Here is a 16,838-nt window from a genome sequence, read left to right as displayed (position 1 = left end):
GGCCGGCCGCCTCGCCGGCAGCGCCGCCAGCGGCGGGGGCGTCGCCGTCCGCCGCGCCGGCGAGGACGGCGCCGCCGCCCTCAGGCGCCAAGCCGGGCGGCGGCTCGGCTGCGGCCAGCCCGGCGGCGAAGCCGTCTCGGGCGGACACGGTGTCTTTGAGCGTGACGGGCCCGGCGGAGACGGGCGCGATCTTGTCCAAGCAGGCGATCGCGGTCGAGAAGGGCGACACCGTGCTGGACGTGCTCAAGAGGGCGACGCGCGCGGCGAAGGTGCAGATGGAGTACAGCGGCGAAGGGGCGGGGGCGTACGTGAGCGGCATCGGCAACGTGTACCAGTTCGATGAAGGACCGGGCAGCGGCTGGCTGTACAGCGTTGGCGGCGAGTTCCCGAGCAAGAGCGCCGGCGCGGTGAAGGTGGAGCCGGGCGACGTCATCGAGTGGCGGTACACGCTCGACTACGGCGACGATCTCGGCGCGCCGAGCGCCCAGCAGGGCGGCGGCTGATGGTTTTCGGCTTCGCCAGCCTGCATCCGCGCGTCTCTTTCGCCTACTTCGCGCTGCTGCTGCTCTGCTGCATGCTGCTGAGGCACCCGGTGCTGCTCGCGGCGACGCTGGCGGCGGCGCTGCTGCTGAACCTGTCGCTGGACGGCGGCCGCAGGCTGCGCCGGAGCCTGCCCGCGTATCTGCTGATCGCGCTGCTCGCCGCCGTCGCCAATCCGCTGTTCTCCAGCCGCGGCGAGACGATCCTGTTCTATCTGCGCGACCGTCCGGTGACGCTGGAGGCGATCGCGTACGGCGGACTGTCGGCGGCGGCGCTGCTGAGCCTGCTGCTCGTCTTCACGGCGTTCAACCTCGTGCTGGACTCCGGGCGTCTGCTGCGCCTGCTCGCGCCGGTCGCTCCGCAGACGGCGTTCGCGGTGACGGTGTCGATGCGCTTCGTGCCGCTGCTGACGCGCCGGCTCGGAGAGATCCGGTCCGTGCAGCGGGCGCTGGGCGACCTGCCGGAGGGCATGGGCCGCCGCCGCTACCTGCGCGAGGGGATGGAGACGCTGCATGCGCTCGTCGCCTGGTCGCTCGAGGAGGCGCTGCAGACCGCGCTGTCGATGCGCGCCCGCGGCTACGGCATCGGCCCGCGCAGCAGCGCCGACGTCTCGCGGCTGGACGGCCGGGACTGGGCGTTCCTATGGGCGCTGCTGCTGCTCGGCTGCAACATCCTCATCGGGCGCGTCTCGGGCGTCCATGCCTACGAGGCGTACCCGCGGCTCGAGCCGTTGCAGGAGACGCCGCTCGGCTGGGTGCATCTGGGCTGCTATCTGCTCTTTCTGGCGCTGCCCGTCCTCATGAACGGAAAGGAGAGGCTGCATTGGCGTCTTATCAGATCGAAGATGTAAGCTTCCGCTACGCCGGCTCGGCGGAGCCGAGGCTGGAGGACGTGCGCCTTTCCATCGGGGAAGGCGAGTTCGTGCTGCTCTGCGGGCCGTCGGGCTCGGGCAAGACGACGCTGCTGCGCCAGCTCAAGCGCGAGGCCGCGCCGGCGGGCGAGCGGACGGGCGCCATCCGCTACGCCGGCGAGCCGCTGGAGGCGCTGGACGAGCGCCGCTCCGCCGAGGAGATCGGCCTGGTGTTCCAGGATCCGGACAGCGGGATCGTCATGAGCACGGCGTGGCAGGAGCTGACGTTCGCGATGGAGAACCTCGGCTACCCGGCGGCGGCGATCCAGCGGCGGCTGGCGGAGCTCGTGCCGTTTTTCGGCATCGAGAGCTGGCTGCATCGGGATGTCGGCGAGCTGTCGGGCGGGCAAAAGCAGCTGCTCAGCCTGGCGTCGGTCATGACGCTGCGCCCGCGCGTGCTGCTGCTCGACGAGCCGACGGCGCAGCTCGATCCCGTCGCCGCGCGCGAGTTCATCGGGCTGATCGCCCGGCTGAACGAGGAGCTCGGTTTGACGGTCGTCATCTCCGAGCACCGGTACGAGGATCTGTTTCCGCTGGCGAGTCGCGTCGTGCTGCTGCGCGAGGGCCGCGTCGCGGTCGACGCGCCGCCGCGCGAGGCGGCGCTGGCGATCTGGCGCGAAGGCCGCGCCGAGTCGGCTCGCGTGCTGCCGTCGGCGGCGCGGCTTTGCCTCGGCGCGGAGCCGCTGGCGCCGTCGGCGGAGCGAGTGCCGCTGACCGTGCGCGAGGGCCGCGCCTGGCTGCGCGATGCGCTGGAGCGCCTCGGGCCGGAGCTCGGCCGCGGTCGAGGCGGCGGGCCGGCGGCGATGGCGGCCGAGCGCGCCGGCGCCGCCGCTTCGGCGGGGGCCGCCCCGAGCGGGGACTCAGCCTCCGCTGCTCCCGACGAGCCTCCGCTGCTGGAATGCCGCGACCTCGTCTTCGCCTACGCCAAGGACGAGCCGCTCGTGCTCTCGCGGCTGTCGCTGCAGGTGCGGCGCGGCGAGTGGATGGCATTGTTCGGCAGCAACGGCGCCGGCAAGTCGACGCTGCTCAAATGCATCGCCGGCGCGCTCGAGCCGCAGCGCGGCCGCATCCTGCTCGGCGGCGAGCCGCTCTCCGCCGGCAGCTCGCTGCGCAGCCTGCTGCGGCTCCGCAAAGGCTCCGGCGAGCCGCCGCAGCGCGGCCTGGCCGCGCCAGACGCGCGTCCGGCAGGGCGAAGCGGCGGGGCTGCCGGCGCCGACGCGGACGCTGCACGCGGCCCCGGCTCGCCGGACGCCAGCGCCTTGGCGGGGCGCGAGCCGTCCCGCGGCGCGGCCTCCTTGCGCCGCCGCATCGGCTACGTCGCGCAAAATCCGCTGCTTTATTTCACCCGCGATACGGTCGGCGCCCAGCTCGAGGACCGGCTGCGCCGGCTCGGGCTGGAGGAGGCCGCCTCGCCGCTGGCGGAGCTGGAAGCGCTGCTGGAGCTGGAAGGGCTGCGCGGCCGGCATCCGTACGACATCAGCGGCGGCCAGCAGCAGAAGCTGGCGCTGCTGCTCGTGCTGCTTGGCGAGCCTGAGCTGCTGCTGCTCGACGAGCCGACCAAAGGGCTCGATCCCGAGTCCAAGCATCGTCTCGCCGGTCTGCTCGGCCGCATCCGGGAGCGCGGCACGACGCTGCTCATGGTCAGCCATGACGTCGAGTTCGCCGCCGCCCATGCCGACCGCTGCGGGCTGCTGTTCGACGGGCGCATGGCGGGACTGCAGCCGACGCGCGCGTTCATGAGCGACAACTACTACTACACGACGTCGGTCCGGCGCGTCGCCGGAGAGCTGCTGCCGGAGCTGCTGACGCTGAAGGATCTCGGCCATGCCTAAGCGCTCCGCGGAAAGAAGCTCGTCGCTGCACAGCTCCGGCATGGGCGGAGTCTACGCGCTCTGCCTGCTCGGCGCGCTGGCGCTCATGGGGCTGGCGATGTGGCGGCGAGAGCTGTATTTGCCGCTCAGCCTGGCGATGATCGCGCTGGCGATGCTGCCGTTCTTCATCCGCTTCGAGCGGAGGAAGCTGCGGGCGGAGGAGCTGCTGCTCGTCGCCATGCTCGGCGCGATCGCGGCGGTGAGCCGCATCCCGTTCGTCGCGCTGCCGAGCGTGCAGCCGGTATCGTTCATCGTCATCATGGCGGCGCTCGTGTTCGGAGCCGAGTCCGGCTTTCTCGTCGGCGCGATCGCCGCGATCGTCTCCAATCTGTTCCTCGGCCAAGGCCCGTGGACGCCGTGGCAGATGTTCAGCTGGGGCATGATCGGCTTCACCGCCGGGCTGCTGCGCCATACCCGACTCATGGGCAGCGCGTGGGGCAGGGCGGCGTTCGGCTTCGCCTGGGGCTTCCTGTTCGGCTGGGTCATGAACCTGTGGGGGCTGCTCGGCTTCATCGGCGACCTGAGCTGGCCGGCGATCGCCGCCTCGTATGCGGCGAGCTTTCCGTTCGACCTGGCGCATGCGCTCAGCAACGTCTTTTTCCTGATGCTGTTCTCCGGCATCTGGCTGAGGATTCTTGGCCGCGCCAAGCGCAAATACGGGCTGCTCGATCCGTAGCGGCAGGCCGCAGGCACGCTGCAGACTTGGGCCGCATGCCGCATCAATCCCCTAATCAGGACCGAAAACGGCCCTGGACGAGCCGCCCTGCGCGCATCGCTTTTCCGCCGCGAGCGCAAGCGCAACCGTAAAAAACCGTTTCCGGCCGCGAGTGGCGGGGAAACGGTTTTTCGGCGTTCCAGGCGCGGCCGAGCCGCCGAAGCATGGGCTCAGCGCTAGAGCTTATACCCGAGCGAATCCAGCAGCCAGTTCAGCGAGATGATCGCGACGGCCAGATGAAGCAGCAGCACCAGCCAATCCTTGCGGGACATCTTCAAGTCCTGGACGAAGCTGTAGACGGCCCAGACGAGCAGCACCAGATAGGAGAGCTGAAGCAGGATGGTCGGCATTCGTCATTTCCCCTCTCGGCAAGTTGTGGAAGCGGACTTGCTGGTATAGCATATGTGGAGACGACGAGCGATAGGACGAAGGAGGAAAGAAAATGTGAAAGCGCTTGCGATCGGCATCGCCGGAGGAACCGGCAGCGGCAAGACGACGCTGGCCCGCTGGCTGCAGGAGCAGCTGTCGGGCTCCGGCCGGAGCCTCGAGGTCCTGCAAATGGACCGCTTCTACAAGCCGGTCCGCCCGCTCGGCAAGGGTCCTTTTTCCGATGCGGCCTACGAAGACTTCAACACGCCCGAGGCGGTCGACTGGGGAGCGGTGTCCGCCCGTCTCGACGAGGCGCTGGAGAAGAGGGACGCCGTCATCGTAGAAGGCTTCCTCGCCTTTCACGACGAGCGGCTGCGGGAGCGATTCGACCTGCGGGTATTCGTCGACTGTCCGTCGGACGAGCGGCTCGCCCGCCGTCTGGCCAAGTTCAAGCCCGGGCGCTACAGCCAGGAGCAGCTCATCCGGGAGTATCTCGACCTCGTCCGTCACCGTCACGACCTCTATGTCGAGCCGACCCGCTGGCATGCCGATCTCGTGCTGAACGGCTCGGCTTCCGGCGGACGGGGAGCGGCGGTGCTGCTGGAGTGGATGGAGGAGGAGCTGCGGAGGCGGCCGACGAATTCCACCAGAACGAAGGTGGAGTAGCGATGATTCCGCGATGGTGCCGCCATGCCGGCTTCCATGTGACCACCACGAAAAGGAGGGCATCTTCATGGAAAAGAAATGGATCCACGCTCCGTCCGCTTGCGGGACGGAAATCCGCTGCCGCCTGGTCCGGCAGGAAGGCGGAGGCAGCCGCTCGTTGGCCGTCCTGTTTCCCGGCCGCGGCTACTCCTGCGACATGCCGGTGCTTTATTATGCCGGGAAGTCGGCGATGGAGGCGGGCTACGACCTCTTGAACCTGGAATACGGCTACCAGGCGGCGCGCCGGGAGCCGAAATCATTCGAGGAAATGACGGCAGCCGCGAGCGCCGACTGCGCGGAGGTGCTGCGGCCGCTGCTGGAGCGGTATGACCGCCTCGCCTTCATCGGCAAAAGCATCGGCACCGTCGTCTCCGGCCTGACGCTGGAGGCGCTGAAGGAGGAGGGCAAAGAAAAGGAAATCCGCCATCTCTTCCTCACTCCGCTCGCCCAGACGATCCCGTTCATGCTGCAGTATGGCGGACTTGCCGTAGCCGGCACGAACGATCCGGCCTTCGGCCCGGAAGAGCTGCGCCGCATCGAGGCGGCCGAAGGAATCGAGCTGCTGCAGCCCGAGGGAGCCGACCACGCGCTCGAGACCGGCGAGGCCGGACAGTCGCTGGACATGCTGCGCATGGTCTTGGCCGGGATGGAGTCATGGCTGCGTCGAGGCGCGGCGGGAAGCGGGGAGCGAGCGTGAGGCGGAGAAGGCACAGAAGCGGCGATGCGCAGGCCGTAGTCGAGCTGCACGCCGAGCTGTACGGACGGGAGCGGGGCTACGACGACTCGTTCCGAGCGTTCGTCGAAGACAGCGTGAACGGATTGGTCGGCCGGGACGATCCTCGGGAGGCGTTATGGATTGTGGAGTCCGGAGACCGCCATCTCGGGTCGATCTGCCTCAAGAAAGCGGACGAGTCGACCGCTCAGCTGGGCCTTTTTCTCCTTCATCCGGATGCGAGAGGCACAGGGCAGGGAAGGCGGCTGCTGGAGGAGGCGCTTCGTTTCGGCGTGGAGCAGGGGTATCGCAGCGTCATGCTGTGGACGAATTCGGAGCTCGTGCAAGCCCGATCCTTGTATGCCTCCTTCGGCTTCGAGCGGGTCGAGGAGCGGGTGGCGTTCCTGTCCGGTCGGGAGATGACGGAGGAAAGATGGGAGCGGAGCCTCGAAGCGCCGATCGGGGGCGATTCCGCGTTCAAGCCGACCGCCAGTCCCGATCCGTCCCCGGCCGCGGACCCGGCCGCGGAAACGGTCATGGACCCGGCTGCGGAAACATTCATCTACCTCATCCGCCATGCGGAATCGGCCTACCGCCATGGCGAGGAGCGCAGCCGCGGCTTGACCGATGCCGGCCGGGCGGAGGCGCGGCGAGTCGCGGATCGGCTGCGGTCAAGGCCGATTCGGGCCGTCTATTCCAGTCCGTACGAACGGGCGCTCCAGACGGTGCGGCCGCTGGCCGAGACGCTCGGCATCGGCGTCGTCGAGCTGGAGCCGCTGCGGGAGCGGGCGATGGCGGACGAGTCCGCCGCGCTGTCGTGGGCGGAGGTGCAGGAGGCGATGCGGCGTTCGTTCGAGCAGCCGGAGCTGGCTTTGCCGGGCGGCGAGTCGCTGCGCGAGGCGCAAAGGAGCGTCGCGGCAACAGCAGCGAGCCTGCTGCGCGCGCATCCGGGCGAGTCGATCGCCCTCGGCACGCATGGCCGGATCATGGCGGCGCTGCTCGCTCATTATGATCCGAGCTTCGGCTTCGACGCCTGGCAGTCGCTGTCGATGCCGGACGTGTACCGCCTGACGTTCCGGGACGGCAGCTTCGCCGGAATGGAGCGGATCTGGAGCGACGGCGAGGGTGAGCCGGAGCCCCGCCGATGAAGCTCTATCATTTCAGCGAGGAGAGCGGCATCGGCGCGTTCCGCCCGCGGGTGAAGGCGAACCGGACCGAGCTGCCGCCGGTCGTCTGGGCGATCGACGAGGAGCGCGAGTTCACGTTCTGGGTGCCGCGCGCCTGCCCGAGGATCGTCTACTGGAGGAGCGAGGACATGGCGGCGGAGGACGAGCGGCGCTTCTTCGGGGCGACGTCCGCGCCGGCGGTCATGACGGTCGAGACCGGCTGGCTGGAGCGCATCCAGACGACGGCGCTGTACCGCTACGAGCTGCCGGCGGACGGCTTCGAGCGGTTCGACGAGATCGCCGGCTACTACATTTCCCGCATGGAAAAAATCCCGTCCTCCGTGACCCGGATGACGGGACTGCTGGAAAGGCTGGCCGCCTCCGGCATCGAGCTGCGCCTGACGCCAAGCCTGCATCCGCTGCGCGAAGCGCTGCTCGGCTCCTCCGTGACGCGCTTCGGCATCCATCAGTTCGGCAACGCCTCGCCGCCTTCTCCCTGAATGCCGCTGCCGCGGATCAGCTCGGCCAAGGCGGCAGCCGCCGGAGGCAGCGGCTCGCCGCGCCGGGTGCAGAGGGCGATGCTGTTGTGCAGCCGCGCGCCCTCGACCTCGACGCGGCTCAGCTCGCCTCGCCGCACGGCGTCGCGCACGACGAGCGAGGAGACGAAGCTGGCCCCGTACCCGGCCGCGACGGCGCGGATCGACTCATGCAGGCCGTTGAACTGCAGCGAGATCGTCGGCTCGGGCACGCTGTGCGTCCGGCACAGCGCCAGCAGCCGCTCGCGGGTCGAGCTGCCCGGCTCGCGCTGCACGAACGGCTCGGCGACCATCCGCTCCAGCGGCACCGTCCGGCCGGCGTAGCGATGATCGGGAGAGACGACGAACCAGAGCTCGTCGCGAAAAAGCTCCTCCGAGCGGATGTCCGCCGGATGGACCTCGGGCAGGCCGCCGTACAGCGCCAGGTCGACCTCCACGGCGAGCAGCAGCCGCATCGCCTCGCTCGAGTTGGTCGTCCGCACGCTCAGCTCGACGTCGTCGTACCGCTGCCGGAAGCGGGCGAGCCAGGCCGGGAGCAAGTAGTTGGCCGGCAAATAGGTGGCGGCGAGCCGGATCTGGCCCAGGCTGCCTTCAGCGTAGCCGTGCGCCAGCCGCTCGATCTGCTGCTCCACGGCGAACAGCCGCCGAGCCAGCTCGTCGACCTGCCGGCCGGCGTCGGTCAGCCGGATGCCGCGTCCGTCGGGCTCCAGCAGCCGGACGCCGAGCTCGCCTTCGAGCTTGCGGATCTGCGACGTAATCGCCGGCTGGCTGATGCGCATCCGCTCGGAGGCGCGGGTGACGCTGCCGGTATCGGCGACATGGCGGAACAGGCGCAGCGCGTGCAGGTTCATTCGATGGAAGCCCCCTTTGCTTGCTCACGCCTCTCCGAAGCGCGCATCGAACTCATGGCGCAGCATGCCGTAGATGAGCTCGTCGTGCCGGCGGCCGTTCGTGAAGATCTGCTCGCGCAGCCGAGCCTCCAGCTGGAAGCCGAGCGCTTCCTGGAAGCGCATCGACGCCTCGTTGAAGGCGTACACATGGGCGGTCGCCTTTTCGTAGCGGAGCTCGTGAAAATAATACCGGAGCAGCAGGCGCACCGCCTCCGTCGCGTAGCCGCTGCGCCAATGCGGTCGGAACAGCGCGATGCCGTAGCGGAAGCTGCCGTCGCGCGGCTCGCAGTGATGCGCGTCCAGGCTGCCGACGAGCTCGCCCTCCAGCGTCTCGACCGCGAGCGAGATGTTGTCGCCTTGCGGCTCCTCCTCGGCTTTCTTTTCCGCCCAGCGGCGAGTGCCCTCCTCCGAGCGGGGGAAGTACACCGCATCCGCCGCGCGCGCTCCTTCGGAATCCAGGTCGTTGTCGTGAAAAAGCTCCCAGTCCTCCGGCTCGATCGGCCTCAGCCGAACCTTGCTTCCTTGCCAGATGTACATCGTCGCACCGTCCTCTCGCCGTAGCATTCGACTCCACGCGGTCGATTCCTGCCGCGCCCGGGCGGGCCTTTCTTGCGGCTACTGCTCCGGCTGGCGGCGGTAGATGAGCTGGACGACGCCGGAGGAGAACGTCTTCGCTTCGATCAGCTCCAGCTCCAGCCGCTGCTTCATCTCCGTGAACAGCGGCTTGCCTGCTCCGAGCGCGACCGGATGGACCGACAGCCGGTATTCGTCCACGAGCCCTTGCTCGATGAACGTGGCGATCAGGCCGGCTCCGCCGTACAGCCAGATGTCTTTCCCCGGCTTCCGCTTGAGCTCGGCGACCTTCTCGCCGACGGAGTCATGGATGTAGACGGCGCCGCGAGCGGCCTTGTTCCGGTTCGTCGAAAAAACGTACTTCTCCTTGCTGTGGACGGCCGTCCACAGCTCCTTCTCGCTCGGCGCCGCGTCGTCCGACGGGGCATGCTCTCCCCAGAGCTCGTAGCTTTTCCTTCCATACAGGATCGTGTCGATCCGATCCAGGAACGCCAGGAACTCCATGTCGGGGTCCATGATGCACCAGTCCGTCTCCCCTTGCTTGCCTTCGATGAATCCGTCCAGCGTCACGGCCAGATCGAGAATGATGTTGCGTCCCATGGGCTCAGCTCCTTTTTGGATTGAGCTTGATCATAAGCGAGGAATAGGACATCTTTCGGCTTATTCCAGCCTGCTTTATTCATTACTTTCAATTATGGATCTCTTCTAATCTTATATTATACTTATCGATTGCGTTCGCATACCCTAGAGACATGAAGCCGGCTTCAACTCGGAGTCAAGGGAGAGGGCATGCATGAAACGAATCTGGAAGGATGTCGACCGTTACCTGGAGGAAAGGCTGTGCGGAAGCGAGCCGGAGGCCGAGGCGCTGGACGCGGCGCTGCTGGCGAACCGCGAGGCGGGACTGCCGGCGATCGACGTCTCCCGCAGCCAAGGCAAGCTGCTGCAGCTGCTCGCGCGTTTGAGCGGGGCGCGGCGCGTGCTGGAAATCGGCACGCTCGGCGGCTACAGCACGATCTGGCTGGCGGGAGCGCTGCCGGCGGACGGACGGCTGATTACGCTCGAGCTGGAGGCGGAGCATGCCGAGCTCGCCCGCGGCAACCTGCGCCGCGCCGGGCTGGAGCGGCTCGTCGAGGTGCGGCAAGGAGCGGCGCTGGACAGCCTCGACGAGCTGATTGCCGATGGGGAAAAGCCGTTCGACTTTATTTTCATCGACGCCGACAAGCCGAACAATCCCGTCTATCTGGAGCGGGCGCTGAGGCTGTCCCGTCCGGGAACCGTCATCATCGCCGACAATATCGTGCGAGGCGGGGAGGTCGTCGACGGCAAGAGCACGGATCCCCGCGTGCAGGGCATCCGCAAGTTCCTGGAGCAGCTGGGCGCGGATCGCCGGCTGTCGGCCGCGGCCTTGCAGACGGTAGGCGGCAAAGGCTACGACGGCTTTGCGGTGGCGATCGTGAACGGGCTGGAGCAGGACAGGAGCCTTCTCGACGCATGAAGCGGCGGGGCGGCTCGCGTGGGCGGCAGCGGGAAGTCGAAGCGTCCGCTCGGACGTCCGGGCGACGGACGCACGGCGACGACCGTTAGCGGCGTCAATGTATCGGTGCGTTGACTGTTCATGGCGCGAATGGCGGGTCGTTCTTCCTGTTCGCTCGCAACATCCATGCCCCCTTCACCCGATCCCGCCGCAAGATTCTCCAATGCCTCGCCGGATGGTACAATGAACAACGTTGAAATCGTTCATTTAAGGGGCTGGGAAAGGCATGAACAAGCACTATGAGCAAGTCAAGGAGTTCCATGCGGCGTTCGGAGCGCCGGTGGCGGCAGCGCCGTCGATGGCTGCCCGGGGCGAAGGAGACGCTGTAGCCCAAGCGGCTGCGGCGACTGAAGAGCTGGCGGGGCGAATGAAGGCCGCCTCCTTGCGCGGCGAAGGCGGCAGAGCGCTGGCGCGGGCGTCCTGGATGGCCGAGGAGCTGGCTGAATTCCTTGCCGCCGAGACAGTCGAGGATCAGGCGGACGCGCTGATCGACCTGATGTACTTCGCGCTCGGCACCTTCGTCGAGATGGGCGTGGAGCCGCAGCGGCTGTTCGAGATCGTGCATGGAGCCAATATGGCCAAGCTCGGTCCGGACGGCAAGCCGATCTACAACGAGCAGGGCAAGGTCGCCAAGCCGGCGGGCTGGCAGGCGCCCGAGCCGCAGCTGATCGCCGAGATCGAGCGCCAGCGCGAGCGTGCGGGCTCGGTTGGCTGAAGCGGGAGGATAGGTGAGGACGCCAAAAAGCGGAGCCGGCAGCGGCTCCGCTTTTTGGCGTTCCCGCCCGCCGAGGGACTGCGGGAGATGGGCGGTGCGCCCCATCCTTGGAAATTCATCCTGACCCTAATGATACCTGGAAGCGCTATTCGGCGTTTTAGAAGGCTTTTTCGCAGCCAACGATACGGAGGAGCGCTATTTTGTCGAAAAAGCGGATTTGGGAGCGAATTTCGCAGCAATAAGGTCTGTCCGTATCGTTACCATTCCATTCGGCGCAAATCGGACGGAATAAGGTCTGTGAGTATCATTAGCTTGCGGAGCAGGCGTACGGAAACGACCGCCTCGCTCGTCGCGATAGGCAGGTCCGGCGGCACGGCGGGGCCAGCGGCAGGTCCAGCGGCGAGCCTGGTCGGGCCAGCAGTAGGTCTGGCCAGCGGCAGGTCCGGCGGCGAGCCTGGTCGGGCCAGCAGCGGGTCCAGCGGCGGGTCGTCCGCAGCCTTTGCGCCGGTCCGGAGAAGCGGATCGCCTTTGCCTAGAGGCCCATCGCCGCGAACGCCTCGGCGGCGGCTTCGAGCGTGCGGGCGATGTCCTCGTCCGTATGGGCGGTCGTCAGGAACCAGGCCTCGTACTTGGACGGGGCGAGGCAGACGCCGCGCTCCAGCATGAGGCGGAAGAAGCGCGCGAACGCTTCGCCGTCCGTATCCTGCGCCTCGTCGTAGTTCGTCACCGGATGATCGCAGAAATGCGTCGAGAACGAGCCGCGGATGCGGTTGACCGTCAGCGGCACGCCGTGGCGCGACGCCAGGTCCGCCAGGCCGTCGGCGAGGCCGGCCGCCAGCCGGTCCATGCGCTCGTAGACGCCCGGCTGCTGCAGCACCTCCAGGCAGGCGATGCCGCTCGCGATCGAAGCCGGATTGCCGGCCATCGTGCCGGCCTGATAAGCGGGGCCGAGCGGAGCGACCTGCTCCATGATGTCCTTGCGGCCGCCGTAGGCGCCGATCGGCAGGCCGCCGCCGATGATTTTGCCGAGCGCCGTCAGATCCGGCTCGATCGCCGCTGCGTCGGGGAACGCGCCGAACGTCTGCGCCGTGCCGTAGTGGAAGCGGAAGCCGGTGATGACCTCGTCGTAAATGACGACCGCGCCGGCCGCGCGCGTCAGGCGGCACAGCTCCTCGAGGAAGCCGGGCTTCGGCATGACCATGCCGAAGTTGCCGACGATCGGCTCGACCATGACCGCCGCCGTCTCGCCGCCCCAGCGCTCCAGCGCGGCCTTCAGGGCGTCGATGTCGTTGAACGGCACGGTGATGACCTCGCTCGCGATCGACTGCGGGATGCCCGCGCTGTCGGGGATGCCGAGCGTGGACGGGCCGGAGCCGGCGGCGACGAGCACGAGATCGGAGTGGCCGTGGTAGCAGCCGGCGAACTTGATGATCTTGGATCGGCCGGTATAAGCGCGGGCGACGCGGATCGTCGTCATGACCGCCTCCGTGCCGGAGTTGACGAAGCGTACTTTGTCGAGGGAAGGAATCGCGTCCTTGAGCATGCGCGCCAGCTGGACCTCCAGCTCCGTCGGCGTGCCGTACAGCGTGCCGCTGGCGGCCGCGCGGCTGATCGCCTCGGTAATATGCGGATGCGCGTGGCCGGCGATGATCGGGCCGTAAGCGCAGAGATAGTCGATATACTGGTTGTCGTCGACATCCCAGAAGTAGGCGCCTTGGCCGCGCTTCATGACGACGGGCGCGCCGCCGCCGACCGCCTTGAACGAGCGGCTCGGGCTGTTGACGCCGCCGACGATATGCTGCAGCGCCTCGGCATGGAGCGCCTCGCTGCGGGCGCGGGAGGCGCCGGGGACGGCGAAGCGGCTGGCGGATGGGTTGGACATGGGAGAACCTCCTGATCGGTCTTGGGATGGTAGGGCATGAAAGAAGGAGAGCAGCTGGCTGCTCTCCCGATAAGGGTAGATTGGACGGTAGCTTTAAGGCGAAGCCGCATTCGACGAGGCGTTCTCGCCCGGCGAAGCGGACGGCTCAGGCGCGTTCTGATCCTCCGCCAGCACCTCCTGCACGTATTCGCGCAGCTTGTCCTCGCTTGTGATCGCGAGCACTGACGCGCCGCCGACACGCTCGTCGGCGAGCAGCTTGCTCGGCGGCAGCTGGGCCGTGCCGGCATTGTGCAGGCCGAGGCCGAGCTTGGCGAGGCGAGCCATTTCGTTTGCCGACAGGTTCGTCTCGACGAACGGGCTGACCTTGCGGATGATCGTGCTCAGCTGGGTGATGTTGCCGAAGTTCTTCATCTTGTCGGCGACCGCGCTCAGGAACTTGCGCTGGCGCTCCGTGCGCGTGAAGTCGCTCGTCGCGTCGTGGCGGAAGCGCACGTACTGCAGTGCCTGGTCGCCGTTCAGCTCCTGGTAGCCCTTCTTGAGATCAATGTCGTAGCGGTTGCCGTCGGCGTTGTCGGTATAGCGCATATTTTTCTCGACATCGATGTTGATGCCGCCGATCGCGTCGACGAGCGACTTGAAGCCTTCGAACTCCGTGTAGACGTAATACTGGATCTCGAGGCCAGTCAGCTCGCTGATCATCTGCATGCTCAGCTTGTAGCCGCCGTAGACGATCGCCTCGTTGGCGCGGCCCTGGCCATGGCCGGGGATGTCGACCCAGGTGTCGCGCAGCAGCGAGAACAAATGGGCCTTCTTGGTGACGGGATCGATCGACACGACGATCATCGAGTCGGAGCGCGCGGGCTCCTTGCTCGTTTTTTTCGCGCGTCCGTCTCCGCCCATGATGAGGATGTTCACGCGCTCGGTGCCTTCCCATTCCGGCGGCTTCTCCAGCTGCGCGTCGTTCTCGAATTGCTCGAAGATCGAATTTTCCGGGTCTTTTTGGAGATTGTTCAGGGCATTGTAATTGTCGACGATGAAGAAGGCGACCAGTCCGGCCATGACGAGCACGACGGCGAACAGCGACCAGAGCCAGGCGCGGCGCTTCTTTTTAGCCTTCGGCGGCTTGGGGGCGGCGGGTTTGCCGCGTCCCGGGCCGTGTCGATCTTTTCTGCTTTCCATCCGGCGGTGATAGCTCCCTTCCCAAATAAAAGCTGCTTCGTACAAAATCGGCATCGGCCGCGGAAATCATGAACCGAGGCGGCGGAAATCGACTTCAGGCGCGCTGTCCGCAGCGAGGCGCCGCCAATGGATCGCGAGGAAGCGCCAAGCGGCGTCGGGCATCCGGCAAGGATCCCGTCGCTTGCTTCCCCAAGCTGTCGTAACATATCATAAAATTATAAATCCGGGGTCGGCAGGACGCAAGCTTTGCCGCAGGATGAAGGAAATCCGTCATCCATTTCCCGGGAAATGTCGAGTCGCCTTACGAGAGGAGCACGCCATGAGCACCATGCCGGCCATAGAAGTGCGCGAGCTGCGCAAGCAGTTCCGCGTCCAGAAAAACCGAGAGGGGCTGTCCGGCGCCCTCAAGGATCTGTTCAAGCGGGAGTACCGGGAGGTCGCCGCCGTCAAGGACATTTCCTTCGAGATTCCCAAAGGGGAAATCTGCGGATACATAGGAGAGAACGGAGCGGGCAAGTCGACGACGATCAAGATGCTGACCGGCATCCTCGTCCCGACAGCCGGCCATCTGCGGGTCAACGGCTTCGTGCCGCACAAGGACAGGGAGAAGTTCGTCGGCGGAATCGGCGTCGTGTTCGGCCAGCGCTCGCAGCTGTGGTGGGACATCGGCGTTGTCGAATCGTTCCAGCTGCTGCGCAAGGTTTACAAGGTGCCGGAGGCGGACTACCGCAAGCGGCTGGACGAGCTGACCGAGCGGCTGCAGCTCGGCGAGCTGCTCAACCGGCCGGTGCGCAAGCTCAGCCTCGGCCAGCGGATGCGCTGCGAGATCGTGGCGAGCCTGCTGCACAATCCGTCGATCCTGTTCCTCGACGAGCCGACGATCGGCCTCGACATCGTCGTCAAGACCGAGATCCGCGACTTCCTCAAGCAGCTCAACCGCGAGCACGGCACGACGATCCTGCTGACGACGCATGACCTGCAGGACATCGAGGCGCTGTGCACGCGCGTCATCATGCTCGACGACGGGCGCATCATCTACGACGGAGCGCTGGACGAGCTCAAAAGCCGCTGGAGCCGCGGCCGCGAGATCGTGTTCCAGTTCGGCGAGCGCGTCAAGCCGGCGCAGCTCGCGGAGCTGACGGACGGCCTGCCCGGCGTCAGCTGGCGGGCCGAGAGCGACGTGACGGCGGCGATGTGGCTGCCGCACGAGGTCAAGGTCGCCGACGCGCTCGCCCGCGTCGTCGGCGAGTCGCGCCTCGACATCCGCGACATGAAGATCATCGAGACGAACACGGACGACATCGTCCGCGAGATCTACCAGTCCGGCGACGCCGCTTCGCCGGGGCGGACGCGCGCGGCCGAGCTGGCGGAGGCGGAAGCGGACGCCGCAGCGGGAGCAGGCGCGGGAGTAGGCAAGTCCGCCGCGAATCGGACGGACGCAGCAGCGGCCGAAGCCGGCAACGGACGGGACGCGGCCGAAACGGCGGCCGATCCCGCCGAAGGCGCGGATGCGCCCGCTGCGGGCCCGACTGGCGGCGAGCCGAATGCGGGCCCTTCGCAGCCGGCGGGCCGCGACGCGCTGGACGAGCCGGACCTGGCGGGCGAGGACAGCCTGACGGCGGCCGACCCGCAGCCGGCCGAGCCGGTCCAAGGCCCGGCCGCCGCGCCCGAGGCCGGCCGCGCGCCTTCCGGCAGCCCGGCCGCCGGAAAGGAGCCGATCCGCCGTGGGTAGCGCTTATGCGGATCTGATCCGCATCCGGTTCCTGATGATGCTCGCTTACCGCGTGAACTATTACAGCGGCATCATTATTTACGCGATTAATATTGGAGCCTATTACTTCCTGTGGGGAGCCATCTACGGCGGCCAGACGTCGCTCGCCGGCTTCACGGTCGGCCAGATGACGACGTACGTCGCCGTGTCGTGGATGGCTCGCGCGTTTTATTTCAACAACCTGGACCGGGAGATCAGCAATGAGATTCGCGACGGCAGCGTGGCGATCCAGATGATCCGCCCGTACAATTACCTCGTCGTCAAGATGATGCAGGGCTTCGGGGAAGGGCTGTTCCGCTTCCTGCTGTTCATGATCCCGGGCATGGCGCTCGCTTGCCTGCTGTTCCCGGTGCGGCTGCCGTCCGATCCGGCGACGTGGGCGGTCTATCTGGTCATGCTGTTCTTCGCTTTCCTCATCAACTCGCAGATCAACATCCTGACGGGGCTGGCGGCGTTTTTCGTCGAGAGCAGCGAGGGCATGATGCGCCTCAAGCGCGTCGCCGTCGACCTGTTCTCCGGCGTCATCGTGCCGATCAGCTTTTTCCCCGGCTGGCTGGGCGAGGCGATGAAGTGGCTGCCGTTCCAGGCGATCACCTACTTGCCGAGCTCGGTGTTCACCGGGCGCACGCCGGCCGGAGAAATTCCGGGCGTGCTCGGCATCCAGCTGCTCTGGTTCGTCCTGCTGCTCGTGCCGATCGCGCTGGTATGGCGGGCGGCCCGCAGACGGCTGTTCGTACAGGGGGGCTGACCGGACGATGAAAAAAATG

At 67.2% G+C, this 16,838-nt stretch carries 17 protein-coding genes and 1 pseudogene; 12 read left to right on the top strand and 6 right to left on the bottom strand.

The genetic code is table 11. From position 1 onward, the window contains the following. The 4 genes from B8V81_RS09680 to B8V81_RS09670 all read left to right on the top strand — a co-directional run. The coding region (locus tag B8V81_RS09680) for a DUF4430 domain-containing protein (protein WP_146000473.1) at positions 1–503 on the top strand (503 nt) is incomplete at its 5' end. Continuing rightward, positions 503–1,390, top strand: a complete 888-nt coding sequence (locus B8V81_RS24765; protein WP_146000472.1) for a CbiQ family ECF transporter T component — start codon at positions 503–505, stop codon at positions 1,388–1,390. The genes B8V81_RS09680 and B8V81_RS24765, both read left to right, overlap by 1 nt. After that, positions 1,363–3,282 (top strand): ABC transporter ATP-binding protein, encoded by a 1,920-nt coding sequence (locus tag B8V81_RS09675; RefSeq protein ID WP_043111211.1) that lies wholly within the window; start codon positions 1,363–1,365, stop codon positions 3,280–3,282. Before B8V81_RS24765 ends, B8V81_RS09675 begins: the two co-directional genes overlap by 28 nt. Before the next feature lie 85 nt (positions 3,283–3,367). Continuing rightward, positions 3,368–3,997: an ECF transporter S component gene (locus B8V81_RS09670; protein WP_028598657.1), complete on the top strand. Its 630-nt coding sequence runs from the start codon at positions 3,368–3,370 to the stop codon at positions 3,995–3,997. A 215-nt stretch (positions 3,998–4,212) separates the two neighbouring features. Here B8V81_RS09670 and B8V81_RS25195 read toward each other — a convergent pair whose 3' ends face one another. Next, the gene (locus B8V81_RS25195; RefSeq protein ID WP_153784348.1) at positions 4,213–4,386 is read right to left on the bottom strand and encodes a hypothetical protein; all 174 of its coding nucleotides are present in this window, start codon (positions 4,384–4,386) and stop codon (positions 4,213–4,215) included. A 94-nt stretch (positions 4,387–4,480) separates the two neighbouring features. Between B8V81_RS25195 and B8V81_RS09665 the strand changes: the two genes are divergently transcribed. The 4 genes from B8V81_RS09665 (at position 4,481) to B8V81_RS09650 (ending at position 7,488) form a co-directional block, all read left to right on the top strand. Further along, positions 4,481–5,071 (top strand): uridine kinase family protein, encoded by a 591-nt coding sequence (locus B8V81_RS09665; protein WP_052333161.1) that lies wholly within the window; start codon positions 4,481–4,483, stop codon positions 5,069–5,071. Between the two features lie 67 nt (positions 5,072–5,138). Continuing rightward, positions 5,139–5,807: a type 1 periplasmic-binding domain-containing protein gene (locus B8V81_RS09660; RefSeq protein ID WP_028598658.1), complete on the top strand. Its 669-nt coding sequence runs from the start codon at positions 5,139–5,141 to the stop codon at positions 5,805–5,807. Continuing rightward, entirely contained in the window at positions 5,804–6,970 is a 1,167-nt protein-coding gene (locus tag B8V81_RS09655; RefSeq protein ID WP_180968410.1) for a GNAT family N-acetyltransferase, read from the top strand. The genes B8V81_RS09660 and B8V81_RS09655 overlap by 4 nt, the downstream gene beginning before the upstream one ends. Continuing rightward, positions 6,967–7,488 (top strand): DUF6886 family protein, encoded by a 522-nt coding sequence (locus B8V81_RS09650; protein ID WP_028598660.1) that lies wholly within the window; start codon positions 6,967–6,969, stop codon positions 7,486–7,488. Before B8V81_RS09655 ends, B8V81_RS09650 begins: the two co-directional genes overlap by 4 nt. Here B8V81_RS09650 and B8V81_RS09645 read toward each other — a convergent pair. The 3 genes from B8V81_RS09645 to B8V81_RS09635 form a co-directional block, all read right to left on the bottom strand. Then, a complete protein-coding gene (locus tag B8V81_RS09645) occupies positions 7,455–8,375 on the bottom strand; it encodes a LysR family transcriptional regulator (protein ID WP_101808221.1) in 921 nt (306 codons plus the stop codon). The genes B8V81_RS09650 and B8V81_RS09645 overlap by 34 nt on opposite strands. 24 nt (positions 8,376–8,399) lie before the next feature. Then, positions 8,400–8,951 (bottom strand): GNAT family N-acetyltransferase, encoded by a 552-nt coding sequence (locus B8V81_RS09640; protein WP_028598662.1) that lies wholly within the window; start codon positions 8,949–8,951, stop codon positions 8,400–8,402. A gap of 78 nt (positions 8,952–9,029) precedes the next feature. Beyond that, the gene (locus B8V81_RS09635) at positions 9,030–9,587 is read right to left on the bottom strand and encodes a dihydrofolate reductase family protein (protein ID WP_028598663.1); all 558 of its coding nucleotides are present in this window, start codon (positions 9,585–9,587) and stop codon (positions 9,030–9,032) included. 193 nt (positions 9,588–9,780) lie between these two features. Between B8V81_RS09635 and B8V81_RS09630 the strand changes: the two genes are divergently transcribed. Together B8V81_RS09630 and B8V81_RS09625 are read left to right on the top strand one after the other, a co-directional pair. Continuing rightward, positions 9,781–10,485, top strand: coding sequence for an O-methyltransferase (locus B8V81_RS09630; RefSeq protein WP_101808220.1), 705 nt, complete (start codon positions 9,781–9,783; stop codon positions 10,483–10,485). Between the two features lie 265 nt (positions 10,486–10,750). Further along, positions 10,751–11,239 (top strand): pyrophosphohydrolase domain-containing protein, encoded by a 489-nt coding sequence (locus B8V81_RS09625; protein WP_028598664.1) that lies wholly within the window; start codon positions 10,751–10,753, stop codon positions 11,237–11,239. A gap of 532 nt (positions 11,240–11,771) precedes the next feature. Here B8V81_RS09625 and B8V81_RS09620 read toward each other — a convergent pair. After that, positions 11,772–13,121 carry a glutamate-1-semialdehyde 2,1-aminomutase gene (locus B8V81_RS09620; protein ID WP_043111213.1) on the bottom strand — a complete coding sequence of 450 codons (1,350 nt, stop codon included), beginning with the start codon at positions 13,119–13,121 and terminating at the stop codon, positions 11,772–11,774. 93 nt (positions 13,122–13,214) lie between these two features. Continuing rightward, positions 13,215–14,300: an LCP family protein gene (locus tag B8V81_RS09615; RefSeq protein WP_101808219.1), complete on the bottom strand. Its 1,086-nt coding sequence runs from the start codon at positions 14,298–14,300 to the stop codon at positions 13,215–13,217. Positions 14,301–14,628: 328 nt separating this feature from the next. On the opposite strand from B8V81_RS09615, the pseudogene B8V81_RS09610 reads away from it, so the two are divergent. Both B8V81_RS09610 and B8V81_RS09605 read left to right on the top strand, forming a co-directional pair. Further along, positions 14,629–15,681 (top strand): annotated as a pseudogene (locus tag B8V81_RS09610) (ABC transporter ATP-binding protein); the annotation flags it as partial. A gap of 343 nt (positions 15,682–16,024) precedes the next feature. Further along, the gene (locus B8V81_RS09605; RefSeq protein ID WP_028598665.1) at positions 16,025–16,819 is read left to right on the top strand and encodes an ABC transporter permease; all 795 of its coding nucleotides are present in this window, start codon (positions 16,025–16,027) and stop codon (positions 16,817–16,819) included. Positions 16,820–16,838 lie beyond the last annotated feature (19 nt).

Origin of the sequence: Paenibacillus pasadenensis (assembly GCF_002864175.1) — a bacterium.
GTDB classification, from domain to species: Bacteria; Bacillota; Bacilli; order Paenibacillales; family Paenibacillaceae; genus Paenibacillus_O; species Paenibacillus_O pasadenensis.
Note: the sequence above shows the minus strand (reverse complement) of the source record. Positions and strands in the feature narration are given on the sequence as shown.